The sequence below is a fragment of the Levilactobacillus tujiorum genome, from assembly GCF_012641185.1.
Taxonomy (GTDB): domain Bacteria; phylum Bacillota; class Bacilli; order Lactobacillales; family Lactobacillaceae; genus Levilactobacillus; species Levilactobacillus tujiorum.
Map to the genome: position 1 here is coordinate 23027 of NZ_JAAXLK010000024.1, position 18298 is coordinate 41324.

At 49.7% G+C, this 18298-nt stretch carries 18 protein-coding genes; 9 read left to right on the forward strand and 9 right to left on the reverse strand.

Annotation, left to right across the window (positions count from 1 at the left end; genetic code table 11):
- The first annotated feature begins 6 nt into the window (after window positions 1-6).
- The gene (locus HF569_RS10685; RefSeq protein WP_168902414.1) at window positions 7-1599 is read left to right on the forward strand and encodes an APC family permease; all 1593 of its coding nucleotides are present in this window, start codon (window positions 7-9) and stop codon (window positions 1597-1599) included.
- Between the two features lie 484 nt (window positions 1600-2083).
- On the opposite strand, the gene HF569_RS10690 is transcribed toward HF569_RS10685, so the two are convergent.
- Window positions 2084-2536, reverse strand: a complete 453-nt coding sequence (locus tag HF569_RS10690; protein WP_168902415.1) for a GNAT family N-acetyltransferase — start codon at window positions 2534-2536, stop codon at window positions 2084-2086.
- A gap of 140 nt (window positions 2537-2676) precedes the next feature.
- Here HF569_RS10690 and HF569_RS10695 point away from each other — a divergent pair, with 140 nt between their 5' ends.
- Window positions 2677-3720: a lactonase family protein gene (locus HF569_RS10695; protein WP_168849774.1), complete on the forward strand. Its 1044-nt coding sequence runs from the start codon at window positions 2677-2679 to the stop codon at window positions 3718-3720.
- Window positions 3721-3790: 70 nt separating this feature from the next.
- Here HF569_RS10695 and HF569_RS10700 read toward each other — a convergent pair whose 3' ends face one another.
- From HF569_RS10700 to HF569_RS10710, 3 genes are read right to left on the reverse strand one after another with little or no spacing between them, the layout of a single operon-like run.
- A complete protein-coding gene (locus tag HF569_RS10700) occupies window positions 3791-4714 on the reverse strand; it encodes a sce7725 family protein (protein WP_168902416.1) in 924 nt (307 codons plus the stop codon).
- Window positions 4715-4720: 6 nt separating this feature from the next.
- A complete protein-coding gene (locus tag HF569_RS10705; RefSeq protein WP_168902417.1) occupies window positions 4721-5404 on the reverse strand; it encodes a hypothetical protein in 684 nt (227 codons plus the stop codon).
- Window positions 5394-7763, reverse strand: coding sequence for an ATP-dependent DNA helicase (locus tag HF569_RS10710; protein WP_168902418.1), 2370 nt, complete (start codon window positions 7761-7763; stop codon window positions 5394-5396). Before HF569_RS10710 ends, HF569_RS10705 begins: the two co-directional genes overlap by 11 nt.
- A gap of 154 nt (window positions 7764-7917) precedes the next feature.
- Here HF569_RS10710 and HF569_RS10715 point away from each other — a divergent pair, with 154 nt between their 5' ends.
- Both HF569_RS10715 and HF569_RS10720 read left to right on the forward strand, forming a co-directional pair.
- Window positions 7918-8181 carry a PTS sugar transporter gene (locus HF569_RS10715; protein ID WP_168849778.1) on the forward strand — a complete coding sequence of 88 codons (264 nt, stop codon included), beginning with the start codon at window positions 7918-7920 and terminating at the stop codon, window positions 8179-8181.
- Between the two features lie 64 nt (window positions 8182-8245).
- Window positions 8246-8449, forward strand: coding sequence for a hypothetical protein (locus HF569_RS10720; RefSeq protein WP_168849779.1), 204 nt, complete (start codon window positions 8246-8248; stop codon window positions 8447-8449).
- A gap of 424 nt (window positions 8450-8873) precedes the next feature.
- Here HF569_RS10720 and HF569_RS10725 read toward each other — a convergent pair whose 3' ends face one another.
- Window positions 8874-9224 carry a hypothetical protein gene (locus HF569_RS10725; protein WP_168849780.1) on the reverse strand — a complete coding sequence of 117 codons (351 nt, stop codon included), beginning with the start codon at window positions 9222-9224 and terminating at the stop codon, window positions 8874-8876.
- Between the two features lie 278 nt (window positions 9225-9502).
- Between HF569_RS10725 and HF569_RS10730 the strand changes: the two genes are divergently transcribed.
- The 4 genes from HF569_RS10730 (at window position 9503) to pstB (ending at window position 13121) form a co-directional block, all read left to right on the forward strand.
- Window positions 9503-10393, forward strand: coding sequence for a phosphate ABC transporter substrate-binding protein PstS family protein (locus tag HF569_RS10730; RefSeq protein ID WP_168849781.1), 891 nt, complete (start codon window positions 9503-9505; stop codon window positions 10391-10393).
- Window positions 10394-10475: 82 nt separating this feature from the next.
- Window positions 10476-11429 carry a phosphate ABC transporter permease subunit PstC gene (gene pstC, locus HF569_RS10735; RefSeq protein ID WP_168902419.1) on the forward strand — a complete coding sequence of 318 codons (954 nt, stop codon included), beginning with the start codon at window positions 10476-10478 and terminating at the stop codon, window positions 11427-11429.
- Window positions 11419-12306, forward strand: a complete 888-nt coding sequence (gene pstA, locus HF569_RS10740; protein WP_168902420.1) for a phosphate ABC transporter permease PstA — start codon at window positions 11419-11421, stop codon at window positions 12304-12306. Before pstC ends, pstA begins: the two co-directional genes overlap by 11 nt.
- 11 nt (window positions 12307-12317) lie before the next feature.
- Complete coding sequence (pstB, locus tag HF569_RS10745) at window positions 12318-13121, forward strand: phosphate ABC transporter ATP-binding protein PstB (RefSeq protein ID WP_168849784.1); 804 nt, start codon at window positions 12318-12320, stop codon at window positions 13119-13121.
- 50 nt (window positions 13122-13171) lie between these two features.
- Here pstB and HF569_RS10750 read toward each other — a convergent pair whose 3' ends face one another.
- From HF569_RS10750 to HF569_RS10765, 4 genes are read right to left on the reverse strand one after another with little or no spacing between them, the layout of a single operon-like run.
- The gene (locus tag HF569_RS10750) at window positions 13172-14242 is read right to left on the reverse strand and encodes an ABC transporter substrate-binding protein (RefSeq protein ID WP_168902421.1); all 1071 of its coding nucleotides are present in this window, start codon (window positions 14240-14242) and stop codon (window positions 13172-13174) included.
- On the reverse strand, window positions 14239-15042 hold the full coding sequence (locus HF569_RS10755) for an ABC transporter permease (RefSeq protein WP_168902422.1): 804 nt from the start codon (window positions 15040-15042) through the stop codon (window positions 14239-14241). The genes HF569_RS10750 and HF569_RS10755 overlap by 4 nt, the downstream gene beginning before the upstream one ends.
- Window positions 15039-15863 carry an ABC transporter permease gene (locus HF569_RS10760; RefSeq protein ID WP_168849787.1) on the reverse strand — a complete coding sequence of 275 codons (825 nt, stop codon included), beginning with the start codon at window positions 15861-15863 and terminating at the stop codon, window positions 15039-15041. The genes HF569_RS10755 and HF569_RS10760 overlap by 4 nt, the downstream gene beginning before the upstream one ends.
- Window positions 15841-16953 (reverse strand): ABC transporter ATP-binding protein, encoded by a 1113-nt coding sequence (locus HF569_RS10765; RefSeq protein WP_168902423.1) that lies wholly within the window; start codon window positions 16951-16953, stop codon window positions 15841-15843. The genes HF569_RS10760 and HF569_RS10765 overlap by 23 nt, the downstream gene beginning before the upstream one ends.
- 235 nt (window positions 16954-17188) lie before the next feature.
- On the opposite strand from HF569_RS10765, the gene HF569_RS10770 reads away from it, so the two are divergent.
- Window positions 17189-17506, forward strand: a complete 318-nt coding sequence (locus tag HF569_RS10770) for an ASCH domain-containing protein (protein ID WP_168902424.1) — start codon at window positions 17189-17191, stop codon at window positions 17504-17506.
- Window positions 17507-18298: the final 792 nt, after the last annotated feature.

The following is an 18298-nucleotide window of genomic DNA, read 5'->3' on the forward strand; positions in this document are numbered from 1 at the left end:
ATTTGGTTGAAGCGCAAGATGAGTTTGTTTTCACTAGTCATGCTAACGCTGAGTGCCATCATTGGCTCAGGTTGGTTGTTTGGTGCGGGAATGGCCGCACAAATCGCCGGCCCGGCCGCTATCCTATCTTGGATTTTGGGGGCCGTGGTTATCGGCCTGATTGCATTGAATTATATTGAATTAGGAACTATGTTTCCGACCAGCGGGGGGATGAGCCAGTATGCGGCCTTCTCCCATGGTCCCTTGTTGGGATTCGTTGCAGGGTGGTCCAATTGGCTCTCACTGCTGACGATTATTCCAATCGAAGCGGTGGCAGCGGTCCAGTATATGAGTTCGTGGCCTTGGGCCTGGGCGAACTGGACTAAGGGATTCTTGAAGAATGGTAATATTACCAATCAAGGATTAGTCGTTGTTTTTCTATTTATTTTGGCTTTTACATTGTTGAATTTTTGGTCAGTGAAGCTGTTGACGAGATTTACCAGTTTCATTTCGATCTTTAAATTAGGGATTCCGACGTTGACGATTATTGTTCTGTTAGCGACGGGGTTTGATTCTGGTAACTTCAGTCACGCGGCGGGTTTTATGCCCAATGGGAGTGCGGCGATCTTCTCAGCCACTACGGCGGCCGGGATTATCTTCTCGTATAACGCCTTTCAGACGACCATTAATATGGGAAATGAGATTAAACACCCTGAACGCAACATTCTCTGGGGGATTGTCATTTCTTTTGGGATCAGTACGGTCATTTACACGCTCCTGCAGGTCGCCTTTATTGGGGCGGTACCGGCTGGAAATCTGCTGCACGGGTGGCAAGGGGTTAACTTCCAATCGCCATTTGCGGATATTGCGATCCTGTTGAATTTAGGCTGGCTGTCGACGCTATTGTACTTGGATGCCTTTGTTTCCCCGTTTGGGACTGGGGTTTCCTTTGTGGCCACGACGAGTCGCGCATTGGCCGCTATGACGGGAACGAAGCACGTCCCGACTAGATTGGGCGAAATTAATCGGAAATACCAAACGCCACGACGTGCCATGGTGGTAGACATGCTGCTAGGTGTGCTCTTGGTGGCTAGCTTTCGGAATTGGAGCGCGTTATCTAACGTGATTTCCACGTCCACTTTAATTGCGTACCTGACGGGGCCCGTGACGGTGGTTGCGCTGCGAAACCGCGGTCGTGATTTTGTCCGACCATTTCGGTTACACGGCGTTCACCTGTGGGCACCGTTAGCGTATGTGCTAGCTAGTTTAGCCATCTACTGGGCGAAGTGGCCGACGACGGTTGAAGTCTTCGGGGTTATCGCCTTAGGCTTACTATGCTATATCTATTATGAAATCCGACAACCAGCAGGCTGGCGATCCTTACGGGCGAGCCTCAGGGGAAGTCGGTGGTTGTTAGCCGAGATGATTTGGCTAACCGTCATGTCTTACGCGGGTAGTCATCAATTCGGTGGGATTGGGCAAATTGCCTATCCACTGGATTTCCTAGTGGTCGCACTGGGGAGTCTGGCTTGTTACTATCTCGGGGTACACGATGCTTATCGGAGTGATTCTTTTGATATTGCACGGGAATTGAATCAACGTGTGACGGAAGAAAATTAGGGAGTAGTGATCGTTGCGGTCACTACTGAATTAAAAAGCCTTTGGACGACCACGGTTAGTGGCGGTCCAAAGGCTTTTATTCGTTGAAGGTTCAAAACCATGGGAGACTGGGATTAGGCAACTGAAGGTGTTGCTTTCGCCTTACCGTTCGTCCAATTTGAGCTGGAACGCTGTGGGGAGGACGGTTCGAGCCATAGGGCGGTCTCGAACCTCACCTTGAGCCGGAGATCACGTCTCAAGGGTGCCATTTACCAAGCAGACCACTTGGCAAATCCCACGGCTGAGCTCAAATTTGACTCACTCACGGCTGACACAGATTGAGATATTGAGTTCCATGGATCTATCATACTGGAAATACTAGGTAGCCACGATTCCCAGCTATTGTTCTGGTAGAACGCAATCAGAGCCGGAGGCGGAATCTCTGGCAGCCGGAGTGCGGCCAATTTAGCCTAAGTTAAATATTTTGAATTTGAACCAGCAGTGGCTATCTGAGCTTCCAGGTCCAGTCCTTGCCGGTGTCATCGGCCGTGAAGCCGGCTGCGGTGAGGACGGCTTCGTCCAAGTGGGCGGACGGCGTTAATTTGAGTGCCGTCAGCTGCAGTTCGTCACGGCCAAAGCTGACTAGCCGGTCGACGATTTCCTGTTGCTCACTGGCTGGCAGTCGCTTGCCGGCTAGTCCAGCGTGACCAGTGTGGGCTGGTAGATCTAGCGCTAGGAAGCCGCCCCAGCCAACCAGTTTGTGGGTCTGCCGGCGCTCGATTCCCCAGGTTAGGGTAGTCCGTTTCATCGTTGCACGCATCGTGTCGTTGATCCAGTCCGCAGTTTCCGCGAGATCGCGGCCGGTGAGTTCAGCGACATTTTTTAATTTAAAGCGGGTAAGCCAGTCAAACCGAAACTTTGGTGTGAGTAACGGGTGGTAACCCTCGAAGCTTGACATGTTTGGTGATTCCTTTCTTAAAACGATTTATTCCTATTGTACCGGTAAATTCAATTGGTTGCCAGTGACTTCACAAGTGTTGTCCGCTGAGCTGTGCTATACTTAAAATAGATATTGGTAAGTTGAAAGGGGTAGCACATATGACGGAAGATTTTTATATTGGGACCTACACCAAGCGGATTAGTCGCGGTATTTACCGGGTAAGTCTGGACACGAAGACGCCTAAGCTAACGGATTGTGAATGGTTAGCATCGGCTGGAAGCCCAACTTACATTGCTAAGGCGGCAGAAAAGCGCCTGTACGTCATCAACAAGAAGGAAACGGATGGTCAAACCCAGGGTGGGTTAATCATCTATGATGTTTCTGAAGAAAAGCCACGTGCCATTCAACAGGTGTTGGAACACGGGGCTTCACCGGCTTACGTCGCGGTTGATGAAGATCGGCAACTGGTCTACACGGCTAATTACCACAAGGGCTTGGTTGATGTCTATGCTATCGCTGACGACGGAACCTTAACGGAAACGGACGAAGTACATGATGACGATCCTGTTGGGCCAGCGCCAGAACAAGCGGATGGTGCGCACCCACATTTCGCCAATCTGACACCAGATAAGCGGTTAGTCGTTTGTGATCTAGGGACGGACAAGGTCTATATCTATGATGTTTCAGCGGCTGGAAAATTAACGCCAGTCAGCCAGGTTGCCTTACCTGCCGGCTATGGCCCACGGCATATCGTGTTTGACGACAAAAAGGGTGTCGCCTACTTGGTCGGTGAATTGAGTAGTAACGTGGCTACGTTGGACTACGATGCAGCGGCCGGTAAGCTGACGGTTAAGCAGATTAGCCACACGATTCCTGATGACTGGACGGCCCACAACGGGTCTGCCGCTATTCGCTTGAGTCAGGATGGGCGCTTCGTTTACGTTTCTAATCGTGGTCACAACTCCATTACCGTCTTTGCGGCGGATGACGAAGGTAAGTTGACTACGGTTCAACGAATCTCAACGGAAGGTGACTTCCCACGCGACTTCAACTTGAACGCAGATGAAAGTTGTCTGATTGTGGTTAACCAAAATTCTGATAATGCGACGCTATACACGCGGGATGCCACGAGTGGTAAGCTCACGATGGTTCAAAAGGACTTTATGGTCCCCGAAGGCGTTTGCGTCGTCCCGGTTAAATAGAACTGGGCACAAGTTTAACGAACACGTGATGATAACAGCAAAAAATGAGCTTGGATCGAAAGGTCTAAGCTCATTTTTGCGTGGGAAAATGGATTTTGAAGTAAGCCGCCATGAGTTGGAGGTGGTGTTCAAGACTTAGCCGCTTGACGACCCCCAAGCCCGGAAAATGGTGCTGGTCATGGTAGGCGGCCAATTGTTCAGCCGCTGGTGTTCGCGTGGCTACGGGCTGTTGGGGCAACCATTCGGCTAGTTGGGCGACTGCTTGGAAAAATTTTTCTTTAGGGTGGCGAAAATCCGTCCGGTCGGTGGAGACAAACCGATGAATCCGTAGCTGATCGCCGCGAAAATAGGTCAGGTGCAGGGTGACTGCCTTGGCGGGATAGCCGTGTTCGCTGTAATGACTGCCCCCGATGGTGTAGTCGCTGAAACCAGCGTATCCGTTCAGTTCTGCGAGTTGCCAGTCGTTACTGAAGAAGCCGTCGGTAATGTCGGCATAGCTTCGGTCGTGCTCTGGTACCCACGCGTGGTCAAAGAGGCTGATGGTCGGCCGCGTCAACAGCTGACGGATGCGGGCCTCTGGTGGAACCAGCACGTAATCAGGATGGGTGAGCCACCCCGCCGCTTGGGCAACTTTCAATTCGTCATATTGGCGGGCAATCAAGAGAGTGGTTTGATCCGGTGTTGCCAGAATCTCAGTGGGAATCAACGTGGGGGTCAGAACGTGGCCTACGATGAGCTGCGGGCTGTCGCGGTACGCTTGCCAGTCGTAAAGTTTTTGCTGGGTTAACGCATAATCACTGACAGTCGGATTGGCGATGACCACCACGGGATGATCGTGATTGATAAACGCGCTGATCGTTTGCGGCAGCCCCCGAATATCACGGACGGGTTCAATGATGGGAATGATGTTAGCCGGCAAGATCTGTTGTTCCGCAAGGGCTTTGAGCGCTTGGAGGTCATATTGACGCCCCCGAAAGTAAGGAAAGTAAATCATGATGGGTTACTCCTTTAGCCGGCGTTGCAGCTGATAGACTTCCAAGTTTAAGGCATCAACTTCGGTCTGCAAGGCGGTCACGGCGGTGGACTGCGTATCATCAATGAATTGATCGTAAAAGTTGCGGTCGGGATCGTAAATATCGTAGTGTTGATGGCGTTTCTTAAGTTCTTGGTAGAGCCGCTCCGTACTGTACTGTTGCAGGCCAGTGGCCATTTGCTTGGCTTTGTTGACTTCACGTCCTTGAGAGGCGATGAAGCGCGAAATTAACTGCTGCTCCGGCACTTGTAACGCTTGTCGCCGCGGTGGACGGGCAACCGTCAGGTATCCGGGCGCCACCGGGGGCTCCGTGGCGGTCGCGAGCATTTCTTTGGCGAATGGCCGGTAGATCAAGACACCAATACCAGCAGGAATCTCAGTCGCGACCGCCTGATAGAGCTTGAAGGGCAGTACAAAATAATTGTAGTGACCAACAAAGGAGAGCTTGGCCTTAGAGTGAAAATCAGACTTAGTCACTTTCAGTTCGTAGCAGCGCCATTCCACGGAATGGTCGGGTAACTCCTGATAGCTCAGTGTATCGACGATGCCAGCATCATCGGGCATGGTCACTTCCTCCACCGGCGTGGCGCCGTTCTCCCGACAATAATAGTAGAGTGTCTGTTCCAACGCTAACGTTAATTTAGTCTTCATGAGGCGCCTCCTGTTGCCAAAATTGCTGGACTGCTGCAGTGAGCTGTTCGGGACGATAGAGCCGCCGAAAATGCTGCCAATGTTGAGGATAAAGGTGCGCGTAACGGGGGCTCGCAAACCGTTGATCCATCAGGAGAATGATGCCGACGTCTTGCGCACCGCGAATGAGCCGGCCGGCAGCTTGGAAGACATTGTTAAGGCCAGGAAGCTGATAGGCGAAGGCGAACCCTTGATGTGATTGCTCATCGAAGTAATCGCGAATCAGATTGGTCTCAGGGTTGATGCCAGGCAGGCCAACGCTGACCACCCCCACGCCAATGAGGCGATCGGCTTTCAGGTCAATGCCTTCCGCAAAAATTCCGCCAAGTAACGCAAAGCCCACGAGGGTCGTGTCCGGGTGAGGTTGAAAATTGGCTAGAAAGGCCGTGCGATCCGTTTCCGCCATCTGGGCTTGCTGGACCACGGTCTTGACGTGAGGATAGGCCATTTGAAAGGCTTGTGTGACATCGAGTAGGTAGCTATAAGACGGCAAAAAGATGAGATAATTGCCCACTTTGCCGTCAATTAGCGTTTTAATGGCCAGTAAGATGTTGGCTAGGTTGGCATTGCGCTGTTTATAGGTCGTTTGGATATAGTTAGTGACCAAAATCGCCTGATGTTCGGGTTCAAACGGCGAGTTTAAGCGATAAGCGAGGCTTTCGTTATCACCGCCCAGGACCGTTTGATAGTAGCTCATAGGCGATAGGGTTGCGGAAAACAGCACGGCGCCGTGGCCGAGCGCCAGACTATCAGCGAGAAAGGCGCTGGGGTCCAAACACAGTTGTTTAATCGTGATATTGCCGTCCTCAATGGTTAGCCGCATGCGGTAAGTGTCGTCATAGTATTCGCCGATGCGTTGGTAGCTGATCGCCGCAAAGTAATAGTCGAGAATACTCTGGGTGAAGGGCGTCTGCGGTTGGTCGACTAGCCAATCGTGAATTGCCTCGACTAGGCGTCCAAGGTCGTGGTTGAAATCTTCTGGCGGCGTGAGAAAGGTGCTGTCTGTCTGGCCGTCGTCGAGTAAGGGGGCGACGATGTCGTCGAAGGTTGCCCGCAGATCTTGAAGACGGCGGCGGAGCTTAGGTGTGGCCTGCTCAAGGTCTCTGCTCTGGTCAATTAACCGATCTAGGGGTCGACTGGTCAGTGCCGCAGAATACATATCACGCGAGCGGCTAACGAGGTTGTGCGCTTCATCAATCAAAAAGAAGTTGTCGGGATCTTCCGCGGTAAAGAACCGTTGGAGGTGAACCTGAGGGTCAAAGAGGTAATTGTAATCCCCAATGACGACATCACAAAAGAGGCTCGCATCCAGCTGAAATTCAAAGGGATCGAGGGTGTGTTTGCGCGCGTATTTTTCGATGACGGGCCGGGTGAGCTGGTCATTGTTTTGAATCAGGTCCAGTAATGCTGGCTTCAGGCGATCGTAATACCCCAGCATGTAGGGATTCTCATCGGGCGTCAGATCGGCTTCTTCGGGAAATTGGATTTTCTCTTTGGCCGTAAGCGTGATGCTTTTAAGCTTGAGCCCCTGCTGAGCCATCAGACTAATGGCTTCCTCGGCAACCGTACGGGTACTTTGTTTGGCCGTCAAATAGAAGATCCGTTGAATGAGACCTTCGCCAATCGCCTTGATGGTTGGAAACAGGGTTGAGATGGTCTTGCCGGTACCAGTTGGGGCTTCCGCAAAGAGGCGTTTGCTGGTCAGAATCGTCTTGTAAACGGCGACAGCGAGTTCTCGTTGACCAGGACGGTAGTGACCGAAGGGGAAGGTAAGCTTTTGTATCGTCGGGTCCCGCCGATCGCGTAAATCGGAACGGAACTTTAGCCAGGCGACGTACTCGGCGATGACTTGATCGAAGAAATCCTGGGCAGCTTGCCGGGTAATGACTTGATCGGTCTGCGTCGTGGTCTCCGTGTTGGTTTGAAAGTAAGTCAGGGTCAGCGTAACCGCGTTTAACTCAGGCTGCTGGTCCATTAACAGGTAGGCGTAGAGCTTGACCTGCCCCCAGTAAAGCGTGAGGGTATTGTCGCTGAGTTGGTCGAAGACGGTTTCGGACGTTTTGATTTCTTCAATAGTTGCGGCATCGTCCGTGAGGGTCACGCCGTCTGCCCGGCCGTGTAGGAGGTAGTCGACGCCGTTAAGGGTTAAGGCTTTGTCGAGATAATATTCTTTTTGGTAGTTGGCATCACGTTGTTTTTGTAGACGACGGTGAATGCGTGCGCCTAATAAAGCCGTATTCTGGCTGTTACTGGTGCTACCTAGGTCACCGGTACGTAAGGTGAATTCGACTAATTCACGCACGCCTAATTTGATTGGCAAACCCACATCGCCTCCATTTCTGGCAATAAGCATACCATACTTTGACTTAATTTTGAACGCGTGTTCGCGGGGAGATCAGACTTTGTGAAAAAAGGTGAAAAGTGTTGGCTTTCGTAATGTAATCGCTTACAATAGAAACTAAGAGGTGATCACGATGAAGACAATTGGATTCCCATTATTTGAAGAGATGCCAACCGTTGACGAGGCCCCAGCATTTGAAAAGATTTGTCGAAAGCATGCTAGCAAGGCGACCATTAAGATTCGTGATATCGAAATTGATCCGAGCCAGCAAGATGAAGTTGTTGATCTGACAGACTACGCTGGACACTATGTTCGGATTGTCGCGGAAGGACCGGACGAAGCATTACTAGCGGGGGCTTTACACCAGCAGTTGGCGGCGGATAAGTGCTGCTACTAGTCACTTGACGTTGTCCCGAGGATTCGCTAAGCTCGAGTTAATTCGATTTTGAGGAGACTTAGCGGTGAGTGAAGAACAGGTAGCAAGATTATGTGAAATTGCCCCCAAGTACGGCTTGTATCTGGAGCATACGGGGGTGGTCATCACCAAGGTCAACGACCAGCAAACGACGTTGGACACGACCAAATACATGCCCGATCAATTCATTGATCTGTTGACCCAAATTATCGGTACCAATATGAAGGCAGATTTGTGGGATTGGAAATAGTAAAAGAGTGCGCCACAAGACGTTTAGATCCTGAGCATTAACGTCATTAAGAGAAAAATCCCGAACTTGGATTTTTTCTTAATGGGGTTAAGCGCAGGGATCTGTCTAGTGGCGCACGTTTCGGCTATGTGAGATGGAAGCGTAACTCTCGAGCATTAACGTTATTAAGAGAAAAATCCCGGGTTTGGATTTTTTCTTAATAGCGTTAAGCGGAGCTGGCTGCCTCTTGGCGCACGTTTCGGCTATGTAGAATAAGAAGGCAAAGTGGCCGCAAAAGTAGCCAGCTAATAATAGGCTGAGTTTATAGCTATTGAAATCAAGCGTTAAGGTCAACCATCAATGATTCTCCCAAACAAATCTGGGGATGCAGAAAAAATATCGTTAGTTCAGCGACTAAAAGTCAGTGAACTAACGATATTTGCGTTTAAGCTTCTTCCCAACGGTTAAATTCCTTGGGATGACTGCTCAGATAATTAATGGCTTCTTGAGCTAACGCCTGTGTGGCTGCGTCGATGTCGGTTGACGCGTCTTTATCTTCGGCGTCTGCTTCGTCTCGTAAGAATCCGGAGGCGAGGTCCAGGTACTTGGTACGTCGGCCCACACCGTTGTCCTTAAACAGATCGTCCAAGCCGTTCAGATTGTCTTTGCCAGCAGTTGCGACTTGTTGCGCTAAATCTGGTTTTTCACCTAGCTTGGTTGCCGCATAGTCCATCAGAAAATCATTCATATCAACGATGATGGCGTGCCGCGCCTTTTTTTCACTTTTGTTTGCCACTTCTGGTCACCTCTTATCTTAATTCTAGTCATTTTCGTAAGAGGGTGCAATTAACGTCCCATAATTAATTGAATAATCGTGTTTGGGGGTTAACTACCGTAATATAAAAGAATTTGTTTGGATTTTGGCAACATTTACCGAAAATTTACACGATTGCTACGAATAATATATATTCATCGCTTAGAATCAGGGTTGTAAGTTACGGGGAGGCATTTTGGAAAAGTTAAGTACATTTTCCAGAGTGGTTCTACTACCTTTAAAGACATGGAGTGACAGAGATGAATAAGGGATCAAAGTTAGCAATGGGGATTGCAGCAATTAGCTTATTGTTAGTAGGCTGTGGTAAAGCCACGAGTTCAACTAGTAGTAAGGGAAGTAGCGAAGCACTTTCTGGTAAAGTAACTGCCGTCGGTTCAACTGCTTTACAACCACTGGCAGCTAAGGCGGGGTCTAACTTTACCGCTAAGAACAGCAAGGTTAACTTGACCGTCCAAGGTGGGGGCTCAGGAACTGGGTTAAGCCAAGTCCAAGCCGGCGCAGTTTCAATTGGTGACTCTGATATTTTTGCTGAAGAAAAGGCTGGTATCAAGGCTGACAAGTTGACTGACCACAAGGTGGCCGTCGTAGGGATGGCCCCAGTTGTCAACAAGGATGCTGGTATCAAGAACTTGAAGATGGCACAAGTTAAGCAAATCTTCACGGGTAAGATTACGAACTGGAAAGAAGTCGGTGGTAAGGATCAAAAGATCGTCATCATCAACCGGGCTCAAGGAAGTGGGACACGGGCAACCTTTGAAAATGCTGTACTGAAGGGTGCTACGGCTGTGAAGTCACAAGAACAAGACTCCAACGGTGCCGTTCAAAAGATTGTTTCCACGACGCCAGGTGCCATCAGCTACTTAGCCTTCTCATACTTCACGAACAAGTTACAAGCCGTTTCAATCGACAATGTAACGCCAACTGATAATAACGTTCAAACGAACAAGTGGAAGATCTGGTCTTACGAACACATGTACACTAAGGGCAAGCCTACTGGTGCTACTGCGGCTTTCTTGAAGTTCATGAACTCCAAAGATGTTCAAAACAGTTTAGTTAAGGATATGGGTTACATCAGTATTCATGATATGAAGGTTACTAAAGATGCTAAGGGTGTTGTTACCCAAAACTAGGCGCTAAACCTTCAATCGGTAGTTGTCACAGAGTGAAGGTGCGATCATAGCACCTTCACTTTTTTTAAGGGGGAGTCACTTAATGGAACAAACTAATTTTCAACTAAAAAAACAAGATGCACAATCAGATGAGTGGGAAGCGCAGTTACATCACGCGACGAAAGCCACTCGTGAAGATTGGATTGGCCGCGGGATCAGTTATTTCTGTATTGGAATTATCATCCTCGTGGTGGCATCGATGCTGTGGTTTATCACCTCTAAAGGGATTGCCACGTTTACCCAAAATCACGTCAGTCTGTGGAAGTTCCTATCGGGCACCAACTGGGCACCTGATCAGGGACAGACGGGTGCTCTGCCAATGATCTTAGGATCGTTTGCGGTGACCTTTGCCGCTGCAATCGTTGCAACCCCGTTTGCAGTGGGAACGGCCATCTTCATGACTGAAATCTCACCGAATAAAGGCCGGAAATTTCTCCAACCAGTGATTGAATTACTAGTGGGAATTCCATCCGTGGTCTATGGATTCATTGGATTAGCAGTCATCGTGCCGTTCATGCGCCATTTAGTTGGTGGGTCCGGATTTGGTATTATTTCTGCCACTTTTGTCTTGTTCGTGATGGTCTTGCCGACGATTACGTCAATGACCGTGGACAGCTTGCGGGCAGTACCACGCTTTTACAAGGAAGCTTCTCTAGCCTTGGGTGCCACCCGTTGGCAGACCGTTTCCCGGGTAATCTTACGTTCGGCTACCTCCGGGATTCTAACCGCCATTATTTTCGGAATGGCACGCGCCTTTGGTGAAGCGCTGGCCGTACAAATGGTGATTGGTAACGCCGCAATTATGCCGAAAAACTTGATCTCACCAGCGTCAACGCTGACGAGTCAGTTAACGACGGGAATCGGGGACACGATTGATGGGACATTGCCTAATAACGCCCTGTGGTCCTTAGCCCTGATTCTGCTATTGATGTCACTGGTTTTCAACGCCTTAGTGCGGATTATTGCTAAGAGGGGGCAACTCAAACATGAACGCTAAACGGACGGATCTGCTCGCAACGATCTTGATTGACTTGATTGTTGCCTCAGTTGTTGGAATCTTATTCTTCTTACTGGCCTACATCTTGACGGCTGGGTTACCACACGTTAGCTGGTCATTTCTGACGGGGGCTACCGATGCCTTTAGTGGGGCTGGTGGGATTGGTGTCCAGCTGTTTAACTCCTTTTACTTATTAGTCCTGACCATGTTGATTTCTGTGCCGATTTCGTTAGGCGCGGGGATCTACTTGGCGGAATACGCCAAGGACAATTGGCGGACTAGTCTGATTCGTTCGGCCATCGAAGTGCTGAGTTCGTTACCATCCGTGGTGGTAGGGCTCTTCGGTTTCTTACTCTTCGTGGTTAAATTTAAGATTGGTTTCTCTGTCATTTCTGGGGCCATTGCGTTGACGTTCTTCAATCTACCACTGTTAACGCGGAACATTGAAGAGTCACTGAGTGCGGTGTCTCGTAGCCAACGGGAAGCCGGCTTGTCACTCGGCCTGTCTAAGTGGAAGACCGAAATTGGTATTATCTTACCAGTGGCTTTGCCTGGGATTGTGACGGGAATCGTGTTGAGCGCGGGCCGGGTCTTCGGGGAAGCCGCAGCGTTGATTTACACGGCTGGTCAAAGTGCGCCCGTTACGAACTTTGCGGATTGGAATCCGATGGATGCGGCGAGTCCGCTCAATCCATTGCGACCGGCAGAAACACTGGCGGTGCACATTTGGAAGGTCAACACGGAAGGTCTAGCCAGCAATGCCGCGGCGTTATCGGCGGCGGCTTCGGCGGTGCTGATCATTGCCGTATTACTGTTCAACTTGGGTGCGCGGTTGTTAGGAACGTACCTGTATCGCCGTGTAACGGCTAGCAAATAGGGGGAGGTACTATGTTAAAACAATACTCATTTGAGAAAACGGCCGTTCAAACTTTCGATGACAAGACCTCACTGGCGATCAAGACAGAAGATCTGCAAGTATTTTATGGTCAAAATCACGCGATGTTTGACGCCAACCTCGCCTTTCCTAAGAACCAAATCACGGCGTTGATCGGGGCATCGGGTTCCGGGAAGTCAACGTACCTGCGTTCATTGAATCGCATGAATGATGGCATCGCCACGGTGACTGGTAAGATCTGGTATCATGGCGTGAACATCAATGAACCGGGCGTCAACATTTACGAAATTCGCCGTCACATCGGGATGGTTTTCCAACGGCCCAATCCGTTTGCAAAGTCAATTCGGGAGAACATTGTGTACGCGTTACGTGCCAATGGACTCAAGAAAAAGGCCGAGCTGGAAGAACGGGTTGAACAAAGTCTCAAGGGCGCGGCCCTGTGGGATGAAGTGAAGGATAATCTGGATAAGAGTGCCTTATCCCTTTCCGGTGGTCAGCAACAACGGTTGTGTATTGCCCGTTCGATTGCGATGGCGCCAGACGTGCTCCTGCTTGATGAACCTTGTAGCGCACTCGATCCGATTTCCACGGTGAAAGTCGAAGAAACGCTGCTAGAATTGCAAAAAAAGTACTCAATCATTATTGTGACGCATAACATGCAACAGGCGTCACGAATTAGTAGTCAATGTGCATTCTTCCACTTAGGTCACGTGATGGAATACGTGCCAACGGGAACGATGTTTAGCAATCCCCAAATCCCAGTCACTCAAGATTATATTGCCGGTAGCTTTGGCTAACGACAATTGAAAAGCCCCGCAACGCTGGACGTTGCGGGGCTTTTAGGCCACTAATGATGCATTTTAAATTCGAGATAAAGGTCGTTGTATAGTTCAACTTTGGCAGGGGAGAGGTCGCGATAGACTTCTAGGCGCCGCAGTGTGGCGGCTGGCGGATAGAATTGTTGGTCATGACGATCAGCGGCGGGTAATAGCGCCTTGGCTGCCCGATTAGGCGTGGCATAGCCTACATATTCTGCGTTTTGGGCGGCATTCTGTGGCTCTGACATGAAGTTTAGGAAAGCATAGATGGCGTTGTAGTGTTGGGCCGTCTTAGGAATAACCAAGTTGTCAATCCACAGATTACTCCCCTCACTGGGAACCACGTAGTGCAGGTGCGAGTTATTAGCTAACATTTCGGCAGCTTCACCCGACCAGTCCACGGCCAGCGGAGCTTCATTTTGGGTCATGTACATCTTGATCTCGTCCGCGACAGTTGCCTTCACGTTAGGCGCTAAACGGGTTAACTTTTGTTCCGCCGCACGTAAAGTCGTAGGGTTGGTGGTGTTCATCGACTGTCCCTGGGAGACGAGCGCCATGCCCATAATGTCTCGCGCGGAGTCGATTAGCATGATTTTATCGCGGTACTTGACGGACCAGAGATCATTCCAGTGACGAATAGTGCCCGGCTGGATAAACTTGTCATTATAAATGATCCCTAACGTTCCCCAGAAATAGGGCAGAGAATAGCGATTGTGGGGATCGAAGGACTGGTGCAGGAACTGCTGATCGTAGTTGTGCAGGCCGGTCAGCCGATGGTGGTCGAGCGGCTGCAGTAAGTGGGCGCGCTTCATCTTAGCCACCATGTATTCGCTAGGAATGGCTAGATCGTAGTGGGTGCCCCCCTGATTAATCTTGGTGTACATGGCCTCGTTGCTGTCGAAAGTTTCGACGTTGACGTGATAGCCCGTCTCTTGTTGAAATTTGGTCAGGAGATGCGGATCAATGTAGTCGCCCCAGTTGTAGAGGTTGAGTACCTTGCTGCCAGTACTGCCACTGGAAGCCTGAAGTTGGTGACTGGAAAAGGCGAGTAAGCCACAGATAGCCAATAGACTAATAATCAGACTAATGAGACGTTTCATGAGGCCACCTCCCGCTTGCGTTGTCGGCGTTTATGACTAGCTTGCTGAATCCAGTAATAACCCCCGACCAGTAGTAAGGAGAAGAGGAACATGACGCCGGATAGCGCGTTGATTTCCAAATTAATTCCTTGGCGTGCGCGTGAGTAAATTTCAACGGACAGGGTTGAGAAGCCGTTACCAGTGACGAAGAAGGTGACGGCAAAGTCGTCCAGTGAGTAGGTCAGCGCCATAAAGAATCCCGCGAAGATCCCTGGGGAAATGAAGGGGATGATCACCTGCGTGAGGAGTTGCCGCGTGGTTGCGCCGAGGTCTTGGGCGGCATCGAGCAGTGACGCGGACATTTCCCGTAAGCGGGGCAACACCATGAGAACTACGATGGGAATCTCAAAGGCGATGTGACTCATCAGAACGGTGCCGAAGCCCAAGGGAATCTTCAACATGGTGAAGAAGATTAGAAAGCTAGCGCCGATAATAACGTCCGGCGAGACCATCAACACGTTGTTCAAAGCTAACAGTGATTCACGGGTGACGCGCTTAGTGGTTCGGGTAATGCTGAGGGCGCCCAACGTGCCGATTAACGTGGCGATTAAGGCCGATAGCAGGGCCACTAACAGGGTGTTCGCGACGATCGCCAGCATGCGAGAATCGCTGAAGAGGGTCTGGTAGTGCCGCCAGGTGAAGCCGTGAAAATTAGTCATAGTTTCGCCCTGACTGAACGAGTAAGCGATCAAGAAGATGATCGGGGCGTAAAGAATAAGAAAGACTAAGATCAGGTAAACGTTAGCGAATTTATGCTTCATCGTGGCGTCCCTCCTTTAGACTTCTGGTCGCCGGTCAGCAGCATCACGATAATCATCGCGATGATCAAGACGACGCCGATGGTCGAGCCCATCCCCCAGTTCATGGTGGTGAGGAAATGCTCCTCGATCGCGGTTCCGAGGGTGATGACTTTGTTGCCGCCAATGAGGCGCGTCAACATGAAGAGGGAGAGCGAGGGGATGAAGACGGCCTGCACGCCCGCTTTAACACCAGGCAGGGTTAGCGGAAAGATCACGTGCCGGAAAGTCTGCCAGTTGCTGGCACCGAGGTCCCGACTGGCGTTGACGAAGGCCGGATTAAGGTCATCGAGGGCGTTGTAGATGGGAAGGATCATGAAGGGAATCTGGATGTACGTTGCTACGAAGATGAAGCTGGCGTTGGTAAATAAGATCTGTTGAGGACCAATCCCAATGAACGTCAGAAATTGATTGGCCAGACCGGCTTGGCTAAAGATCCCGATGAAGGCGTAGGCCTTGAGTAGGATATTGATCCAAGTCGGCAGGATAACCAGCAATAACCAGAATTGGCGGTGCTTAAGTTGGTGAATGAAGTAGGCTGTCGGGTAGCTAATCAGGCCGGTGAACAGCGTAATTAAGAACGCATACCAAACGGAGTTGGCCGTCATTTTTAAGTAAGTCGCGGATTGAAAATAAGTGCTGTAATTGCTAAACGTGAAGTGGTGGCCGAGATCAAAGAAGGATTGGTAGACGATGAGGGCCACTGGCGCAATGACAAATAACGCCAGCCACAGTCCATAGGGGAGAAAGTACGTCCAGGTTCTACGTTTCGTCAACGTCATCATCCTCCAATTCTTCATAGGTTTCGAGCCGCGCGTCGAATTCGGCTTCCTTCTCGCCGAAACGCATCACGTGCAGGTCTTGTGGACGGAAGGTGATCCCGATCGTCTCGCCATCTTCGGCGGGATTGACGGAATGAATGAGCCAGGCGTTGCCGAGGTTATCGGTCGCCGCAATTTCGTAGTAGTCCCCGCGGAAAAGTTGGGTGTCGATGGTGACGGTGAGCTTGGCCTGGTCGAGAGTCGTTAGCGTCAAGTCTTCGGGACGGATGACCACTTCAACCGGTTCGTTGTCGGGGATACCGGCGTCGGCACACTCAAATTGGTGACCACCAAAGGCGACTTGAAAGTCGGCAATCATCTTGGCGGGGAGAATATTACTTTCACCGATGAAGTTCGCGACAAAGTGGTTAATAGGTTCGTCGTAAATGTCGACGGGGGACCCACTCTGCAAGATTTCGCCTTGGTTCATGACGAAGATTTCATCGCTCATTGCCAGGGCTTCTTCTTGGTCGTGCGTCACGAAGAGAAAGGTAATCCCTAACCGTTGTTGCAGGTCCCGGAGTTCGTACTGCATTTGACGGCGGAGCTTTGCGTCTAGTGCGGAGAGCGGTTCGTCGAGTAATAAGACTTTGGGCGCCATTACGATGGCTCTGGCGATGGCGATCCGTTGTTGTTGGCCGCCGGAAAGTTCGCTGATAGCCCGGTCGCCGTAATCGGCCAGTTGGACCAGTTTTAGGGCTTGGGCTACGCGCTGGGCGATTTCGTCCTTGGCGACTTTTTTCAGGGTTAGCCCAAAGGCCACGTTTTCCGCCACCGTCATGTGGGGAAAGAGCGCGTAGTCTTGAAAGACGGTGTTGACGTTGCGTTTGTTAGCGGGGACTTCGTTGATGCGTTTCCCGGCGAAAAGAACATCGCCTTCAGAAACTTGCATGAAGCCGGCAATTGCCCGTAGAATCGTGGTCTTGCCGCAGCCCGATGGTCCGAGCAACGTGTAAAATTTGCCGGACTCGAGCGTCAGATTAATATTTTTTAAAATAGTGTGGGAATCGTAACGCTTGGTGACGTTGCGTAGCGTAATAATAGGTTCTGTCATCAGGCTACCTCCTCAATTAGTTGGATTTTATTAGGTTGGAAACTAGTTCAACTCTACTGATTATAGCGGGTTTAGCGATAAAAGGGAACGAAAAAAGATGGTGGTTAGGCGTGATTATTAGGGGAGATAAGTAACGTCTAAATTTGAGTGGGTTTTTATTAGATTGGTGGCACTCGGCGGCGGAATGAGCTCTACGATAATCCGAAGGTAGGCTAATAACATGGCGTAATAGACAATGCATTTGAACGTAGCGATTTTTGCGGCGATCCAAGCGGAAGCAAGACGATTGAGGTACGGTCTCAACGATCCTAAGCGTCAGGTATTAGCGGTGGGGGATGTACTGACGTTTGTCAGTTTAGCCGATGCCAACCAGAAGGTGACGACGCGAGTGGTAAGCCTGCACGCGTTTAGCACGTTTGCCCAACTTTACCAATATTATTCACATGAGGCCGTGGGTAGCTTAGCGAAGGTGGTAGCGGAAACGTACGTAACCTTCACGCCGGCATGTGAACAACGCTGCGGTGCTTTAGCGATTGGGGTGCAGGTGCTTTAGCTGTTGGTAGGTTGACGTGGACTAAAATATCCTAATAGGGCGTGAACTGATTTCCTCAGCTCACGCCCTATTAGGATATAATCATGCAAGAATTGAGCACAATACACCAGCCCTCTGAATTGTACTCACGTTGCAGTGGATAGACAAAGATGAAGACACCTACTCTTGTAAAACCAAGTTGATTTTTTCCTGCAAGTTATGACTAAGTTATTTAGAAATGTTAAAAGGTCGGGGCGCAATCTGTATTAATGGTGTGGGTGATGCTTGATGGTTTAAGCATACTGTATAATGCCTATAAATGCTAATAAACAGGACTTATAAGAATTATTGGGGACATGTGGAAAAGGTTGCAGATTTGAATTTAGAGGCACATTCATAGTTGTGCTTATTCAGGAGATGCAAAGAGATTGATTTTATTACTTAATTGAGACATGAAACAACTAAAGGAAAAGATAAAATAACATGGATAATTATTTTAAAGTGGTTGAGTTGCTGGTATATCTTTCAGCGATACTGTGATTAATTTTAGGAGCTATGATATGAAAATTGACGAAGTAGTTACAGAGAACAATTTTGGGATGTCTGATGACGACTTAATTATGATCAGGTGTTATAGTCTATTTAATGTAAAATTAGGAGGACTATTATGGGAAAATACTATGGATATATATATAAAACGACTAGGGACTGTCTGAAAACTAAAAATTCAGGTATAATCTGAGGAAAAACGAATCGAGGCATTCCGATGACAACACCTAAACGATACGAACTGGAAGATGCTCAGTGGGACCG